Annotated in this window: 15 protein-coding genes; 8 read left to right on the plus strand and 7 right to left on the minus strand. The window is 71.1% G+C overall.

Annotation, left to right across the window (positions count from 1 at the left end; all coding sequences use genetic code 11):
* Window position 1 precedes the first annotated feature (1 nt).
* Entirely contained in the window at window positions 2-250 is a 249-nt protein-coding gene (locus XM48_RS02965; protein WP_046454300.1) for a MoaD/ThiS family protein, read from the minus strand.
* Window positions 251-337: 87 nt separating this feature from the next.
* Between XM48_RS02965 and XM48_RS02970 the strand changes: the two genes are divergently transcribed.
* Window positions 338-1504: a ThiF family adenylyltransferase gene (locus XM48_RS02970; RefSeq protein WP_046454301.1), complete on the plus strand. Its 1167-nt coding sequence runs from the start codon at window positions 338-340 to the stop codon at window positions 1502-1504.
* Window positions 1505-1554: 50 nt separating this feature from the next.
* Window positions 1555-1968, plus strand: a complete 414-nt coding sequence (locus XM48_RS02975; RefSeq protein ID WP_046454302.1) for a molybdenum cofactor biosynthesis protein MoaE — start codon at window positions 1555-1557, stop codon at window positions 1966-1968.
* A gap of 205 nt (window positions 1969-2173) precedes the next feature.
* Here XM48_RS02975 and moaA read toward each other — a convergent pair whose 3' ends face one another.
* Genes moaA through XM48_RS02995 form a run of 4 tightly spaced genes read right to left on the minus strand, consistent with a single transcriptional unit; the run spans window position 2174 to window position 5387 of the window.
* Window positions 2174-3295, minus strand: a complete 1122-nt coding sequence (moaA, locus tag XM48_RS02980; protein ID WP_046454303.1) for a GTP 3',8-cyclase MoaA — start codon at window positions 3293-3295, stop codon at window positions 2174-2176.
* 42 nt (window positions 3296-3337) lie between these two features.
* Window positions 3338-4132, minus strand: coding sequence for an ABC transporter permease (locus XM48_RS02985; protein WP_046454304.1), 795 nt, complete (start codon window positions 4130-4132; stop codon window positions 3338-3340).
* Window positions 4129-4962 carry a molybdate ABC transporter substrate-binding protein gene (gene modA / locus XM48_RS02990; protein ID WP_046454305.1) on the minus strand — a complete coding sequence of 278 codons (834 nt, stop codon included), beginning with the start codon at window positions 4960-4962 and terminating at the stop codon, window positions 4129-4131. The genes XM48_RS02985 and modA overlap by 4 nt, the downstream gene beginning before the upstream one ends.
* The gene (locus XM48_RS02995) at window positions 4959-5387 is read right to left on the minus strand and encodes a molybdopterin-binding protein (protein ID WP_046454306.1); all 429 of its coding nucleotides are present in this window, start codon (window positions 5385-5387) and stop codon (window positions 4959-4961) included. The genes modA and XM48_RS02995 overlap by 4 nt, the downstream gene beginning before the upstream one ends.
* A gap of 234 nt (window positions 5388-5621) precedes the next feature.
* Here XM48_RS02995 and XM48_RS03000 point away from each other — a divergent pair, with 234 nt between their 5' ends.
* From XM48_RS03000 to XM48_RS03015, 4 genes are all read left to right on the plus strand, one after another.
* The gene (locus XM48_RS03000; RefSeq protein WP_046454307.1) at window positions 5622-6269 is read left to right on the plus strand and encodes an AmiS/UreI family transporter; all 648 of its coding nucleotides are present in this window, start codon (window positions 5622-5624) and stop codon (window positions 6267-6269) included.
* 1 nt (window position 6270) lies between these two features.
* Window positions 6271-6561, plus strand: coding sequence for an FmdB family zinc ribbon protein (locus XM48_RS03005; protein ID WP_046454308.1), 291 nt, complete (start codon window positions 6271-6273; stop codon window positions 6559-6561).
* A gap of 73 nt (window positions 6562-6634) precedes the next feature.
* Window positions 6635-7891: a formamidase gene (gene fmdA / locus XM48_RS03010; protein ID WP_046454309.1), complete on the plus strand. Its 1257-nt coding sequence runs from the start codon at window positions 6635-6637 to the stop codon at window positions 7889-7891.
* A 117-nt stretch (window positions 7892-8008) separates the two neighbouring features.
* Entirely contained in the window at window positions 8009-9958 is a 1950-nt protein-coding gene (locus XM48_RS03015; RefSeq protein WP_046454310.1) for a cell wall-binding repeat-containing protein, read from the plus strand.
* Between the two features lie 4 nt (window positions 9959-9962).
* Here XM48_RS03015 and XM48_RS03020 read toward each other — a convergent pair whose 3' ends face one another.
* Together XM48_RS03020 and fdhD are read right to left on the minus strand one after the other, a co-directional pair.
* Complete coding sequence (locus XM48_RS03020) at window positions 9963-12287, minus strand: FdhF/YdeP family oxidoreductase (protein ID WP_046454311.1); 2325 nt, start codon at window positions 12285-12287, stop codon at window positions 9963-9965.
* On the minus strand, window positions 12284-13192 hold the full coding sequence (fdhD, locus tag XM48_RS03025) for a formate dehydrogenase accessory sulfurtransferase FdhD (RefSeq protein ID WP_046454312.1): 909 nt from the start codon (window positions 13190-13192) through the stop codon (window positions 12284-12286). Before fdhD ends, XM48_RS03020 begins: the two co-directional genes overlap by 4 nt.
* Before the next feature lie 47 nt (window positions 13193-13239).
* On the opposite strand from fdhD, the gene glp reads away from it, so the two are divergent.
* Together glp and XM48_RS03035 are read left to right on the plus strand one after the other, a co-directional pair.
* On the plus strand, window positions 13240-14517 hold the full coding sequence (gene glp / locus XM48_RS03030; RefSeq protein ID WP_231580784.1) for a gephyrin-like molybdotransferase Glp: 1278 nt from the start codon (window positions 13240-13242) through the stop codon (window positions 14515-14517).
* A partial coding sequence (locus XM48_RS03035) for an NTP transferase domain-containing protein (protein ID WP_046454313.1) occupies window positions 14514-14842 on the plus strand: 329 nt, incomplete at its 3' end. The genes glp and XM48_RS03035, both read left to right, overlap by 4 nt.

The following is a 14842-nucleotide window of genomic DNA, read 5'->3' on the forward strand; positions in this document are numbered from 1 at the left end:
CTCATCCGCCCGCGAACGCCGGGAGCACGTCGACGGTGCCGCCCGAGATCGGGCCACCGTCGCGCCGCACCGTGCCGTCGACGAGGAAGGATCCCGTGCGCAGCACGCGCTGCATCGCGTCGCCGTAGCGCTCGATCAAGCCCGTGCGCAGCGCATCGAGGGTCGCGGCGGGAGCGAGGTCCCAGCGCTCCTCCTCGAGGCCCGACGCCTCGGCCGCGGCCGCGAAGTATCTGACGGTGATCCCGGACATGTCCTCATCGTAGCGGTCGCGACGGGGCGAGCTCGCGGGGAGCGAGCGGCTCGTAGACGGGGAGCGAGCGGCTCGTAGAATGGCGCCATGGAACCGCTCGCAGGCGCACTCCCCGCCCCGCTCGTGGCCCCGGCTCCCGAGCTCTCGGCCGCGGCCGCGGCCCGCGCGCGCCGGCAGATCGTGCTGCCGGGCTTCGGCGAGGAGGCGCAACGCAGGCTCGTCGCCGCGCGCGTGCTCGTGATCGGGGCCGGCGGGCTCGGCTGCGCCGTCGTCCCGTACCTCGCAGGCGCCGGTGTCGGGCGCATCGGCATCGTCGACGACGACGCGGTCGAGCTCTCGAACCTGCACCGCCAGGTCGCCCACACCACGGCCGATCTGGGACGCGCGAAGGTCGACTCGCTCGCCGAGACCGCGCTCGGGATCGATCCGGGCCTCGTCGTCGATCGGCACCGCACGCGGCTCACCGCTGCGAACGCGCTCGCGCTGTTCGCCGACTACGACCTGGTGATCGACGGCAGCGACAACTTCCCGACCCGCTACCTCGCGAACGACGCGGCGCAGCTCAGCGGGATCCCGCTGGTGTGGGGTGCGATCCTGCAGTACTCGGGGCAGCTCGGGGTGGCCTGGCACACGCACGGGCCGGGCTACCGCGACCTCTTCCCGCAGCCCCCGGCGCCCGACACGGTGCTGGACTGCGCCGAGGGCGGTGTGCTGCCCGGCCTGTGCGGCACCGTCGGATCCCTGCTGGCGACCGAAGCACTGAAGGTCATCACCGGCGTCGGCGACCCGCTCATCGGCCGCGTGCTGCTCTACGACGCGCTCGCCGCGCGCACCCGCGAGCTGCGCATCAACCGGGATCCACTCGCGGAACCGGTCACCGGGCTCACCGACTACGCGCTGTTCTGCGGCGTCTCCCCGGCCGAGGATCGCACCGGGGGAGCGACGCCGCTGAGCGCGTCCGAGCTCGTCGAGCGTCTGCGCTCGGGCGTTCCACCGCGGCTCATCGATGTCCGCAGCGCCGAGGAGCGCGCCGAACGACGGCTGCGGGACTCGGAGTGGGAGCCTCTCGACCGGATCGTCTCGGGCGCGGCGACGCCGTCCGGCCCCGTCACGATCTACTGCGAGCGGGACCCGCGCTCGGTCCGGGCCGCCGAGGCGCTCCTCGCGCGCGGCGGCACCGAGGTGTCGTTCCTGCGGGGCGGCATCGACGAGCTCGCACGCCTCGCCCCCGACCTCATCGAGCGCGGCGGCTGAACCGCTCGCGGCTCGGCCCGACTCCCACCATCGAATCCTCCGGAGGATCCATGACACTCCCGTTCGCACGCATCACGGACGCGCCCATCGACGAGGCGGCGGTGCGCGCCGCGGTCGAAGCCGCCGAGTGCGGCGCGGTCGTGATGTTCCACGGGATCGTGCGCGATCACGACGGCGGACGCGGCGTGCGGGCGCTCGATTACCGCGCGCACCCGGACGCCGAGCGGTTCATCGCGGAGTGCGTCGCCTCCGAGGCGGCGGCGAGCGGGTTGCGGCTCGCCGCCGTGCACCGCGTGGGCGAGTTGCGCATCGGCGACGCCGCGCTCGTCGCCGCGGCGTCCGCGCCGCACCGGGCCGAGGCGTTCGCCGCGATCGAGCGGCTCGTCGAGCGGATCAAGCACGAGGTGCCGATCTGGAAGCGCCAGCACTTCGCGGACGGCGTGACCGAGTGGGTGGGGCTGTAGGCGCCTCGCGCTGACCTGGCGCTCCCCGTTCTTCCGGTAGGGCGCCTCACGAGTGGACGCCTGGCCGACGACCGGACGGCGTGTCGCTGGCCGAGACGGCGTCCATTCGTCGAGAAGGCGTCCGATCGTCGAACGGTCCGAGGCAGCATGAGAAGGCGCCGGACGCACACCGGACGGCGGATCGAGCGACGCGTTCCGGATCCGGCTATCCGCCGATGTAGGACATCTCGATCCGCTCGCGATCGTGCGAGACCTCGGGCGGCAGCGCCGCGCGCAGTTCGGAGTAGCGGTCGTCGCGCCGCGACCAGACGCCCGCGAGCGCATCGCGCAGCTCGGCGTCGTCGCAGCCGCGTCCCGCCTCGTCGGATCCGCGCAGCAGCGCCCGCAGGTCGGTGCCGTGCGAGGCGAACAGGCAGGTGAAGAGCTTGCCGTCGGCCGAGATCCTGGCCCGCGTGCAGCTGCCGCAGAACGCGCCCGTGACGCTCGAGATCACTCCGATCTCGCCCGATCCGTCGCGGTACCTCCACCGCTTCGCGGTCTCTCCCTCGCGGCTCGCTCCGACCGCCTCGAGCGGATGCGCGGCGTCGATGCGTCGCACGATCTCGGCCGAGGGGACCACGTCGTCGAGCACCCAGCCGTTCGACGATCCGACGTCCATGTACTCGATGAAGCGGAGCGTGTGACCGCTCGCGCGGAAGTGCTCGGCGAGCGGCACGATCTCGTCGTCGTTCACGCCGCGCTTGATCACGGCGTTCACCTTGACCGGGCCGAGGCCCGCCTCGGCGGCGGCGGCCATCCCGTCGAGCACCCGCTGCACGGGGAAGCGCACGTCGTTGATCTCCTGGAACCGGCCGTCGTCGAGCGAGTCCACCGACACGGTCACCCGGTCGAGACCGGCGGCCTTGAGCGCCGCGGCCTTCACCCGCAGTGCTGAACCGTTCGTCGTCATCGCGAGGTCGGGCTTGCGCCCGTCCGGCGTGCGCAGCTCGGCGAGCCGAGCGATGAGCTCCTCGATCCCGCGACGCAGCAGCGGCTCGCCGCCGGTGAGCCGGAGCTTGTCGACGCCGAGGTCGACCGCGGCGGAAGCGATGCGCACGATCTCGTCGAAACTGAGCAGCTCGTCCCGCTCCATGAACCGGTAGTCCGCTCCGAAGATCTCCTTCGGCATGCAGTAGACGCAGCGGAAGTTGCAGCGGTCGGTGACCGAGATGCGGAGGTCGCGCAGCGCCCGGCCGCGAGCGTCCGGAAGCCCGGTGGACGGCAGCCGGAGGGCGCGCGGCGCGGACGCCTGCGCGCTCGCTCCGTCGGCTTCGGCGCTGCTGGTCATCCTCCCATCCTTGCACCCGGACGGAGGAAGCGCCTCCGCGAGTCAGTCGGCGGTGCGTCCGCGTACGAGCACGAGCGCGATCACCGCGACCGCGATGAGGATCAGCGAGAGCGCGAGCGCGGTGTCCTGCGTGACCCCGGCACCGTTGAACGCCGTGTAGATCGCGAGCGGCACGGTGCGGGTGGTGCCCGCGGCGTTGCCCGCGAACAGGGCGGTCGCTCCGAACTCGCCGAGCGCGCGCGTGAAGCAGAGGATCGTGCCGGCCGCGAGGCCCGGCCCGACGAGCGGCAGGGTGATGCGGAACAGGATCGTGAACGGCCCGGCGCCCTGCGTCTCGGCCGCCTCGGCGTACTGCGGGTCGAGCTGCCGCAGGGACCCCTCGACCGAGATGACGAGGAACGGCAGCGCGACGAACACCTGCGCCAGGACGACCGCGAAGGTCGTGAACGGGATCCGGATCCCGATGCTCAGGAGCGCATCGCCCAGGACTCCGCCCCTGCCGAGCAGCGACAGCAGCGCCAGACCGCCGACCAGCGGGGGGAGGACCAGCGGCAGTGTCACGATCGCGCGCAGCAGTGCGGCGAGTCGGCCGGACGCGCGTGAGATCACGATCGCGAGCGGTACGCCGAGCACCAGGCAGACCGCGGTCGAGGCCGCCGCGGTGCCGAGCGAGAGCAGCAGCGCGCTGCTCGTCTCGGGCGCGACGAGGGTCGCCGGCAGCGCCGCCCAGTCCATGCGGGTCAGTAGGGCGAGCAGCGGGAGCAGCAGCAGCGCCCCGCCGAGCGCCGCGGGAACGAGCAGCCCGGCGGGGACCGCCGCCCCGCGCGATCGGCTCATGCCGGGCTGAATCCGAGCTTCTCGAGCAGCGACTGCGCCGCGTCGGAGCGCAGATACTCGGAGAACGCCTTGGCGGCGTCGGCGGACTTCGATCCCACGATCGGCACGATGAGGTACTTACCCGCGGCCTCTTCGGCACCCGGGATCGAGACGCCGGTCACCTCCGGACCGGCGCGCATCACGTCGGTGCGGTAGACGAGGCCCGCGTCGGCTTCGCCGGCGCGCACCTTCGTCAGCACGGCGGTCACGTTCTGCTCCTCGCTCGCGGGTGTCAGCGCGACCTTGTCGCGGTCGAGCAGTTGCTTCGCGGCGTTGCCGCACGGGACCTCCGGTGCGCAGATCACGACGACGGGCTTCTCCCCGTCGGCGCCCGCTTTGGCGAGGTCGGCCAGGGTCTTGATGCCGAGGGGGTTGCCGGGGGCGACCGCGATCTCGAGCCGGCTCGTCGCGAACGAGACGGGGTCGCCGTTGGCGAGCTTCGCGTCCACGACCTTCTGCATGTTCTTCGCGTCCGCCGAGGCGAACACGTCGACGGGCGCGCCGCCGATGATCTGGGTCGCGAGTACCGACGAACCGTCGAAGGTGGTCTTCTCGAACGTCACCCCGGGGTGCAGCTTCGTGAAATCGGCGGTGAGCTGCTCGAACGCCGGCTGCAGCGATGCCGCGGCCGATACGGTCAGCGTGCCCGAGACCTCCGCGGTCGCGCTGGGCTTCGCGGATTCGCTCGGCTTCGGCGCGGACTCCGACGCGCAGCCGGCGAGCAGGACGAGCGCGGCGAGCGCGCCCGCCGCGATGCCGGTGCGTGCGATGCGGCGTCGGTTCCGGTTCATGGGGTTCTCCTCTGCGGGCTGCGGGGGTCGGGCCGTTCGGCCTCGATGATCACGGTCGTGGCTTTGACGATGGCGGTGGCGCGCGAGCCGATCTCGAGCTCGAGGTCGTCGAGCGCCTCGGAGGTCATGAGCGAGACGACGCGGTTGGGGCCGCACTGCAGTTCGACCTGCGCGACGATGCCCGAGCGCTCGATCGCGGTGACGATCCCGGTGAATCGATTGCGGGCGCTGCGACGGACGGGCTCGTCGTCGCCGGTGTGCGGGGCGAGGTCGAGGGCCCGCCGGGCGAGGGAGGCGCCCGAGACGGTGCGGCGTCCGGCGTCGTCCGTGCCGGACTCGAGGATCCCGTCGGCCGCCCAGCGGCGGATGGTGTCATCGCTGACTCCGATGAGTCTGGCGGCATCGCTGATCCGATAGTGCGTCACGATCGTCAGTGTATCGCCGCAGATGCGTGCCTTGTCTACTCATGGTTCCGCAGGTGAGAAAACCACGGCTCCCGGTATCCGCGTCGTTCGTCAGGGAATGCTTGACGCGGCTTCCGCCGGACGGCTAGCTTCCAGGTAGGTCGAGTGCCCGCCGCACGGCGGGCCCGGTGGGGCAGAACCGGCGCGCCGGTTCCACGCCCCTCTTCACGCAGTGCAGCGAGGGGAGAAGCAGACATGAGCAGTGTTGGACTGCTGTACGTCGGAGCCGTCCTGTTCATCAACGGGCTGATGCTCATCGGGGTGGTGCCGGCCAAGGCCGCGGCCGCGATGAACCTGTTCGTCGGCGGGATGCAGGTCATCTTCCCGACGCTCATCATCCTCCAGTCGGGAGGCGACCAGGCCACGATCCTCGGGGCGTCCGGACTGTACCTCTTCGGGTTCACGTACCTCTACGTCGCCTGGAACACGCTCACGGGCACCAGCGGCGAAGGACTCGGATGGTTCTCGCTGTTCGTCGCCGGCTGCGCGGTCGTCTACGGGATCCTGCAGTTCACCCTGTTCGACGATCCGGTGTTCGGCGTGATCTGGTTCGCGTGGGCCGTGCTCTGGTTCCTGTTCTTCCTCGTGCTCGGCCTCGGCCGCGACCGGCTCGGTCTCACGACCGGCTGGTTCACTCTGCTGCTCGGCATCTTCACGGGCGCGATCCCGGCGATGCTGCTGCTGACGGGCAGCTACGCGACCGGCACGGTCGAGGGAGTCGTCGCCGCGGTGATCGGGGTCGTGCTGTTCGGGATCGCCTGGGCGCTGGGCCGCCGCGGCGGGGTCTCGCAGGAGGAACGGGTCGTCGCCCCCGCGGCCGCGGTTGGGACGGAAGGGATCTGACATGCCGAGCTACAGCTACCGATGCGACGAGGGATGCCGCTTCGACGCGATGTACCCGATGGCCGAGGTGCCGAGCGAGACCGAGTGCCGCAGCTGCGGCGCGACCGCCCGGCGCGGGATCACCGCGCCGCACCTGTCGGTCGCCGGATCCTCCGCCTACCAGCTGATCGATCGCACCGCGCGGAGCGCACACGAACCGCAGGTCGTGGACCGGCTGCCCGCGCGCGGGCCCGGCGCCGCGGTCCAGCGGACCACGCAGAACCCGCTGCACGCGAAGCTGCCGCGGTCCTGAACCGAACGGATCCCCAGACCCGAACACCAGGCGGCACCGTCGCCGTCGAACGACAGAGAAGAAGGTAGGAACCATGCCGGAGCATATTTTCAAACTCGACTCATCGAAGAAGTTCACCGAGCAAGAGAAGCTCGGTCACAACCGCTGGCACCCCGAGATCCCACCCGTCGCCACGGTGAAGCCCGGCGACAGCTTCCGCGTCGACTGCCGCGAATGGTTCGACGGCGCGATCGTCAACGACGACTCCGCGCAGGACATCCTCGATGCGCCGCTGCTCACGGTGCACACGCTGAGCGGTCCGTTCCGCGTCGAGGGCGCGCAGCCCGGAGACCTGCTCGTCGTCGACATTCTCGACGTCGGCCCGATCCCGCAGGAGGACTCGGGACCGCTCGCCGGCCAGGGCTGGGGATACACCGGCATCTTCTCCCGCAACAACGGCGGCGGCTTCCTGACCGAGCAGTTCCCCGACGCGTACAAGGCGGTCTGGGACTTCGCCGGCCAGACGGCGACCTCGCGCCACGTCCCCGGAGTCTCGTTCACCGGCATCATCCACCCGGGCCTCATGGGCACGGCGCCGTCTGCCGGACTGCTCGCGACCTGGAACAACCGCGAGGGCGCGCTCATCGCGACCGACCCCGACCGGGTGCCGCCGCTGGCGCTCCCGCCCGAGGCCGAGCACGCGATCCTCGGCGGCGTGCCGCGCGACCAGTGGGCCCGCGTCGGATCCGAGGCCGCCCGTACCGCGCCGCCGCGCGAGAACGGCGGCAACCAGGACATCAAGAACTTCACCAAGGGCTCGCGGGTGTTCTACCCGGTGTTCGTCGACGGGGCCAACCTGTCGATGGGAGATCTGCACTTCTCGCAGGGCGACGGCGAGATCACATTCTGCGGCGCGATCGAGATGGGCGGGTTCATCGACCTGCGCGTCGACATCATCAAGGGCGGCATGGAGACCTACGGCGTCTCGGAGAACGCGATCTTCATGCCCGGTAACGTCGAGCCGAACTACAGCCACTGGCTGGCATTCTCGGGCACCTCGGTGACGCTCGACGGCGAGCAGCGGTACCTCGACTCGCACCTGTCGTACCAGCGGGCCTGCCTGCACGCGATCGACTACCTGACGAAGTTCGGCTACAGCCCCGAGCAGGCGTACCTGCTGCTCGGCGCCGCACCCATCGAGGGGCGCCTCTCGGGCGTCGTCGATATTCCGAACTCGTGCTCGACGGTGTACCTGCCGGTCGAGATCTTCGACTTCGACGTGCGGCCGAGCGCGGCGGGGCCGTTCCAGATCGATCCGGGGATCGGGGCGCCGAGCGCCGCGAACAGGTAGACGGGGGAGAGGGAGGAGTCGCGGGCTGAGGGGAGCCCGCGGCTCCTTCGCTGTGCGTGGCGGTACCGGACTCGAGCGATTACGATACAGTCGTCCGGATTCCCATAGGATGAGCGCGTGCTGAACTTCCTCACCAGGTCAGGAGCCGCCCCCGCCCATCGTGCGGGCCGCCCGCTCGTCATCGCGCTCGTCGCCGCGCTCGCCGTCTCCCTCTCACTCGTCCCGGCCGGTGCCGCACCGGCCTCCGCCGAGGAGAGCGCCAGTCTGATCGGTCAGATCTCGGTTCCCGCCGGTGTCGACCCGGAGAATGTCGAGGTCATGCTCCGAGACGCCGGCACGGTGGAGCCCGCGAATTACCCCGTGACCGTCGACCGCGAGGGCCGATTCCGCGTGGACGGGATCACCGCCGGAACCTACCGCATCACCGCGTCGGAATACGGAGGCACCCACCCCTCCGGTCGACAGCTCTTCCGCAGTACCCAGTTCCTCGAGACCGGGAACGCCGACATGTCGCTGTCGTTCTCCGCCGGTCAGGAGCAGACCCGGAGCTTCACGATGCTGCCGGCGACCGCTCGGATATCCGGAGGGTTCTCCGCCGATACCGAGTGGGACGTGATGTACGCGACCGCCTATCAGCGCATCAACGGCGCCTGGGTGAGTTTCGACCCGGCGTTCTACGAAGACGTGCAGCCCGGAACATCGCACTATGAGACCCCCCTGCTGGTTCCCGGCACCTACACGATGCAGTTCACCGCGTTCGCCGACGTGCTGAACACGCCGTCGAACCAGGTGTGGTGGAAGGATCAGCCCGGGCGGGTGACGGCCACCCCGATCATGCTGTCGGCCGACCAGGAGCAGCCCGACGTGAACGGCTCCGTCGATCTGTACCGCTTCGAAACCGTTCCCGTCCCCACGATCAGCGGAACGGTTCGCGCAGGATCGACGCTCACCGCGGATCCCGGCCAGTGGTCGCCGAAGCCGGCGTTCGCCTACGAGTGGGCGCGGAACGGTGTGGCGATCCCCGGCGCGACGAAGGCGAGCTACGTCGTCACCTCTGCGGACGTGGGGGCGCGGATCACGGTCGGCGTCTTCGGGAGGAAGGCGCTGTATTCGACCGAGTACCGGGTCTCGGCACCCGCAGGAACCGGGGCGCCGACGGCCGAACGGATCGCCGGCGGGGACCGATATGAGACCGCGGTGCAGGTCTCGCGCGTATCGTTCGTTCCCGGCGTCAAGGTGGCGTACATCGCGAACGGCCTGAGCTTCCCCGACGCGCTCTCGGGTGCCGCCGCGGCCGGAGCGCAGGACGGCCCGGTGCTGCTGGTCGCGCCGAACTCGGTCCCGGCCTCGGTGCGCTCCGAGCTCGATCGGCTCCACCCCGAGCGGATCGTCGTGCTCGGCGGCTCCGGAGTGGTGAGTCAGTCGGTCGAGCGCACGCTGCGGAACTACACTCTCGGCGCGGTTGAGCGCTCCGCCGGCTCGGACCGTTTCGCGACGTCCGCGAGCGTCTCCGCGGGGTCCTTTTCGCCGGGAGTCGGCGTCGCCTACATCGCCGACGGCATGAACTTCCCCGATGCGCTCGCGGGTGCCGCCGCGGCGGGCGCGCAGGGCGGACCGGTGCTGCTGGCGCGATCGAACTCGATCCCCGACGCGGTCGCGACCGAGCTCCGACGGCTCAAGCCGGCTCGCATCGTGATCCTGGGCGGCACCGGTGCGGTCGGCGACTCGGTGCAGAACGCCCTCCGTTCGTACACCCGGGGAGCGGTCACCCGCGATCAGGGCGCGGATCGCTTCGCTACGGCGGCCGCGGTCTCGCGGAGCACCTTCGCCGCCGGTGCGCCGGTCGCCTACGTCGCGAACGGGTTCGGCTTCGCCGACGCGCTCTCGGGTGCGGCCGCCGCCGGCACGCAGGGCGGTCCGGTGCTGCTGGTGGGACCGGCGGGGATCCCTGCCGCGACTCAGGCCGAGCTATCTCGTCTGAAGCCGAAACGCATCGTCGTGCTCGGAGGCGAGGGTGTGGTGAGCGCCGGGGTCAAGACCCAGCTCGGTCGCTACGTGACTCCCTAGCGGATCACACGACCACCGGGCGGCCCACTCCGACCGGGGTCGCCGACGGCTCCATCCGGATCACGATCGCCTTCGACACGGGGGTGTTGCTCTCGAGCGCGGTGCTGTCGAGCGGCACGAGCACGTTCGCCTCGGGGAAGTACGCCGCGGCGCAGCCGCGCGCCGTCGGGAACGCGACCGTGCGGAAGCCGCGCAGCACCCGGTCGGGCTCGTCCTTCCACTCGCTGAAGATGTCGACCGTCTGACCGTCCTCGAGGCCCAGCTCGGCGAGGTCGTCGGGGTGCACGAAGATCACCGAGCGGCCCTTCTTGATGCCGCGGTAGCGATCGTTGAGGCTGTAGATCGTCGTGTTGAACTGGTCGTGCGAGCGCATGGTCTGCAGCAGCAGGCGGCCCGGCGGGCAGGCGATCGGTTCGAGCTCGTTCACGGTGATGCGGGCCTTGCCGGTCGCGGTGTCGAAGCGGCGCTCGTCGCGGGGTCCGTTCGGCAGGATGAAGCCGTCGCGGGTGCGGGTCTTCTCGTTGTAGCTCTCGCAGCCGGGCACGACGTGCGAGATGTGCTCGCGGATCACGTCGTAGTCGTCGATCATGCCGAGCCAGTCGATGCCGTGGCGGTCGCCGAGGGTGGCGTTCGCGATGCCGCCGACGATCGCGACCTCCGAACGCACCTGATCCGAGATGGGCGGGATCTGGCCGTGCGAGGCGTGCACGGCGCAGACCGAGTCCTCGACGGTGATGTACTGCGGGCCGGTGAGCTGCTCGTCGACCTCGGTGCGGCCGAGCACGGGCAGGATCAGGGCCTCCTCGCCCGTGATGACGTGCGAGCGGTTGAGCTTCGTCGACAGCTGGATGCTGAGCTCGGTCTTGCGCATGGCCGACTCGGCGAGGTTCGTGTCGGAGATGGCGCCCAGCAGGTTGCCGCCGAGGCCCATCCAGACCTTGATCTTCCCCTCGTCGAGGGCACGGATGCCGTTCACCGCGTCGACGCCGTGGTCGCGGGGCGGTTCGAAGCCGAATTCGGTTCCGAGCGCGTCGAGGAACGAGTCGGGCATCTGCTCCCACACGCCCATGGTGCGGTCGCCCTGCACGTTCGAGTGGCCGCGGATGGGGGAGGCGCCGGCGCCGGGCTTCCCGATGTTGCCGCGGAGCAGCAGCAGGTTGATGATCTCCTTGATGGTCGCGACGCCCTGCCGCTGCTGCGTGATCCCCATGGCCCAGGCGATGATGACCTTGTCGGACTCCAGGTAGCGGTCGGCGAGCTCGTCGATCTCGGCCTGAGAGAGTCCCGTCGCCTGCTCGACCTCCCGCTCGTCGACATGCGCGATGTGCTCGGCGAACGCCTCGAAACCGTCGCAGTGCCGCTCGATGAAGTCGTGGTCGAGCACCGTGCCGGGCGCGGCGGCCTCGGCCGCGAGCACGCGCTTCGAGATCGCCTGCAGCAGGGCCATGTCGCCACCGGAGCGGATCTGCAGGAACTGGTCGGCGATCTGCGTGGGCTTGCCGACGTAGCCGCGCACGCGCTGCGGATCCTTGTAGCCGATGAGGCCGGCCTCGGGCAGCGGGTTCACGGCGACGATGCGGGCGCCGTTCTCCTTCGCCTCCTGCAGCGCGGTGAGCATGCGGGGATGGTTGGTGCCGGGGTTCTGGCCCATGATGATGATCAGGTCGGCCTCGCCGAAGTCGTTGTACGCGATCGTCGACTTGCCGATCCCGACCGAGTAGCTCATGGCGGTGCCCGTGGACTCGTGGCACATGTTCGAGCAGTCGGGCAGGTTGTTCGTGCCGAGCACGCGGGCGAACAGCTGGTAGAGGAACGCGGCCTCGTTCGAGGCGCGGCCGCTCGTGTAGAACGAGGCCTCGTTCGGGTGCTCGAGCCGGTTCAGGTGGTCGGCGACGATGCCGAACGCGCGGTCCCAGCTGATCGGTTCGTAGTGATCGGAGTCCTTCGCCTTGTAGACCGGCTCGACGATGCGCCCCTGCATGCCGAGCCAGTACTCGGTCTTGTCCTCCAGGGATGTGAGGGAGTGCTCCTGCCAGAACGCGCGCTGGATCTTGAGCGGGGTGGCCTCCCAGGTGACCGCCTTGCCGCCGTTCTCGCAGAACTCTGCGATCTTGCGGTGGCTCGGGTCGGGCCACGCGCAGCTCATGCAGTCGAAGCCGTCCTTCTGGTTGATCTTCGTCATGAGCTTGACCGTGCGGCCGAGCCCCATCTCGAGGATCGCGGGCTCCATCGAGTGGAACACGCCGCCCATGCCGGCCGCGTAGGTCTTCGGCTCGGTGACCTCGATGTCGGCGTCGGAGAAGTCGTCGCGCGGTGCCTTGGGGGTCATGGCTGGCCTGCTTTCTGCAGCGGTGTGCGATCCGCGGGCGTCGATGCCCTTGGCTCGTCTGGATCGTCCGCCGGAGCGGATTCGTTGGTGATGCGGTCGGGGCGGGTGTAGACGACCATGGATTCCCCTCGGAGGAATCCCACGAGGGTGAGGCCCGCCTCCTCGGCGAGCTCCGCGGCGAGCGACGACGGGGCGGAGACGGCGGTGAGCATCGGGATCCCGGCCATGAGCGCTTTCTGCGTGAGTTCGAAGCTCGACCGGCCCGAGACCATGAGCACGCAGGAGCGCGCCGGGACGAGGCCGTGCATGAGCGCCCAGCCCACCACCTTGTCGACGGCGTTGTGCCGGCCGACGTCCTCGCGCAGCACGAGCATCTCGCCCGTCGTCCCGTCGAACAGCGCCGCGGCGTGCAGGCCGCCTGTGCGCTCGAACACGGCCTGCTGCGCGCGCAGCTCGTCGGGGAACCGGACGATCGCGGCGGCGTCGATCGAGAGCGGATCGTTCGCGACGTCGAAGCGGGTCTGCGTGCGCACGGCGTCGATGCTCGCCTTGCCGCACAGCCCGCAGGAGCTCGTGGTGTAGAAGTTGCGCTCGAGGCTCGGATCGGGCGGGGCGACGCCCGGCGCGAGCGCCACGTCGAGCACGTTGTAGGTGTTCTCCTCCCCATCGGCGGCGCAGTGGATCGCGGCCGCGAAGTGCTCGGCGTGGTGGATCACACCCTCGGAGACGAGGAAGCCGGCGGCGAGTTCGACGTCGTGGCCGGGGGTGCGCATCGTCACCGCGAGGGGCTTGCTCGCGACCCGGATCTCGAGCGGTTCCTCGACCGCGAGGAAGTCCGCGCGCTTCGAGACGGATCCGCCTGCGGTGAGGCGGGTCACACGACGTCGAGCGGCGATACGGGACACGCTTCTTGGATAGCATCGAAACGAAGCGAGGGCAAGGCTGCGCGCGGATGCGCAGCGGATGGCGAGGCGAGATGTCGGGCGGCGGAGCGGTCACCGCGGAGGAGCACCTCCGATGGATCCTGGATCGGATCCCGCTCCTGCCCGTCCGGGAGGCGGCGCTGGCCGAGTCGGCGGGCCTTGTGCTCGCCGCCGATGTCGACTCGCCGCTCGACCTTCCGCTGTGGGACAACTCTGCGATGGACGGCTACGCCGTGCGCGCCGTCGACCTCGCGGGCGCGGGCGCCGACCGTCCGGTGACCCTGCGCGTGATCGGAGAGGTCGCCGCGGGGAGTCCCGAGGATCCGCGGATCGGGCCGGGCGAAGCGGTCCGCATCATGACGGGCGCACCGCTGCCGAGCAGCGCCGACGCGGTGGTGCCGGTCGAGTGGACCGCGGGCGAGGACCCGGCGGATCCCTGGGCCGAGCACGAGGTGCGGGTGCTGCGCGCCGTCGAAGTCGGTGCGAACGTGCGGCGCCGCGGCGAGGACGTTTCGGCCGGGACGCCGATCGCGCGCGCCGGCGACCGCCTGAGCGCCGCCCGCATCGCCGGGCTCACTGCGGCCGGGGCGACCCGGGTGCGCGTCCGCCCACGACCGCGGGTCGCGATCCTCGTCACCGGATCGGAGCTCCGGGCGCCGGGGGAACCGCTCGATCGCGGGCAGATCCCGGAATCGAACTCGGTGCTCCTGCGCGCGCTGCTCGCCGAGAACGGGATAGAGGCGAGCCGGGTGGTCGTGAGCGGGGACGACGCGGGCGCTCTCGCCGAGCGGCTCGACCGGCTCGGCGCCTCGACGGATGTCGTGATCACGACCGGCGGGGTCGGCCCCGGGCGCCACGACGTGGTGCGCATTGCGCTCGAGCGCGAACCGGAAGTCCGTGCGGTCCGGGTCGCCGTGCGCCCCGGGCAGCCGCAGTGCGTCGGCCGCCTGACGAGCGGAGCATGGATCTTCTCCCTGCCGGGGAACCCCGTGAGCGCCGCGGTGAGCTTCGAACTGTTCGTCCGTCCGGCTCTGCTGCACATGCAGGGACGGGGCGAGGCGGAGCGGATCCGCGTTCCCGCGAGGGCCGCGGTGGCCTGGCGCGGGGCCGCCGGGCGGCTCCAGGTGCTCCCGATCCGGATCGAGCCGGTCGACGGCGGCCTCGCGTGCCGCCCCGCGGTGGATCCCGGCGGGGTGTCGCACGCGGTCGGCGGGCACGGCTCCGCCGACGGGTACGCCCTCGTCCCCGCGGAGCGCGGCGACGTCGCCGCCGGCGAGACCGTCGACGTGATCCTGGTGGACCGATGAGTCGCGCAGGGATCGCGCTCGCCGCCGTCGTGCTGGCCGGAGGCCGAGGGACGCGCATCGGCGGCCGCGACAAGGCGGAGTTGCGCATCGGCGGCGAGCGCCTCGTGGATCGCGCGGCGGCCGCGGTGCGTGCCGTCGGCGCGGATCCGGTCGTGGTGGTGGGGCCGGAGCGCGCGGCGGTGCCGGGGTGCGCGATCGTGCGCGAGGATCCGCCGTTCGCGGGGCCGCTGGCCGCGTTGGAGGCTGCGCTCGTCGCGCTGGAGGGGGTCGCCGACGACGCCTGGCTGCTGCTGCTGTCGTGCGATCTGGTGCGCCCTGACGCGGT

This window comes from Leucobacter sp. Ag1 (assembly GCF_000980875.1).
In the GTDB taxonomy this organism is placed as follows: domain Bacteria; phylum Actinomycetota; class Actinomycetes; order Actinomycetales; family Microbacteriaceae; genus Leucobacter; species Leucobacter iarius.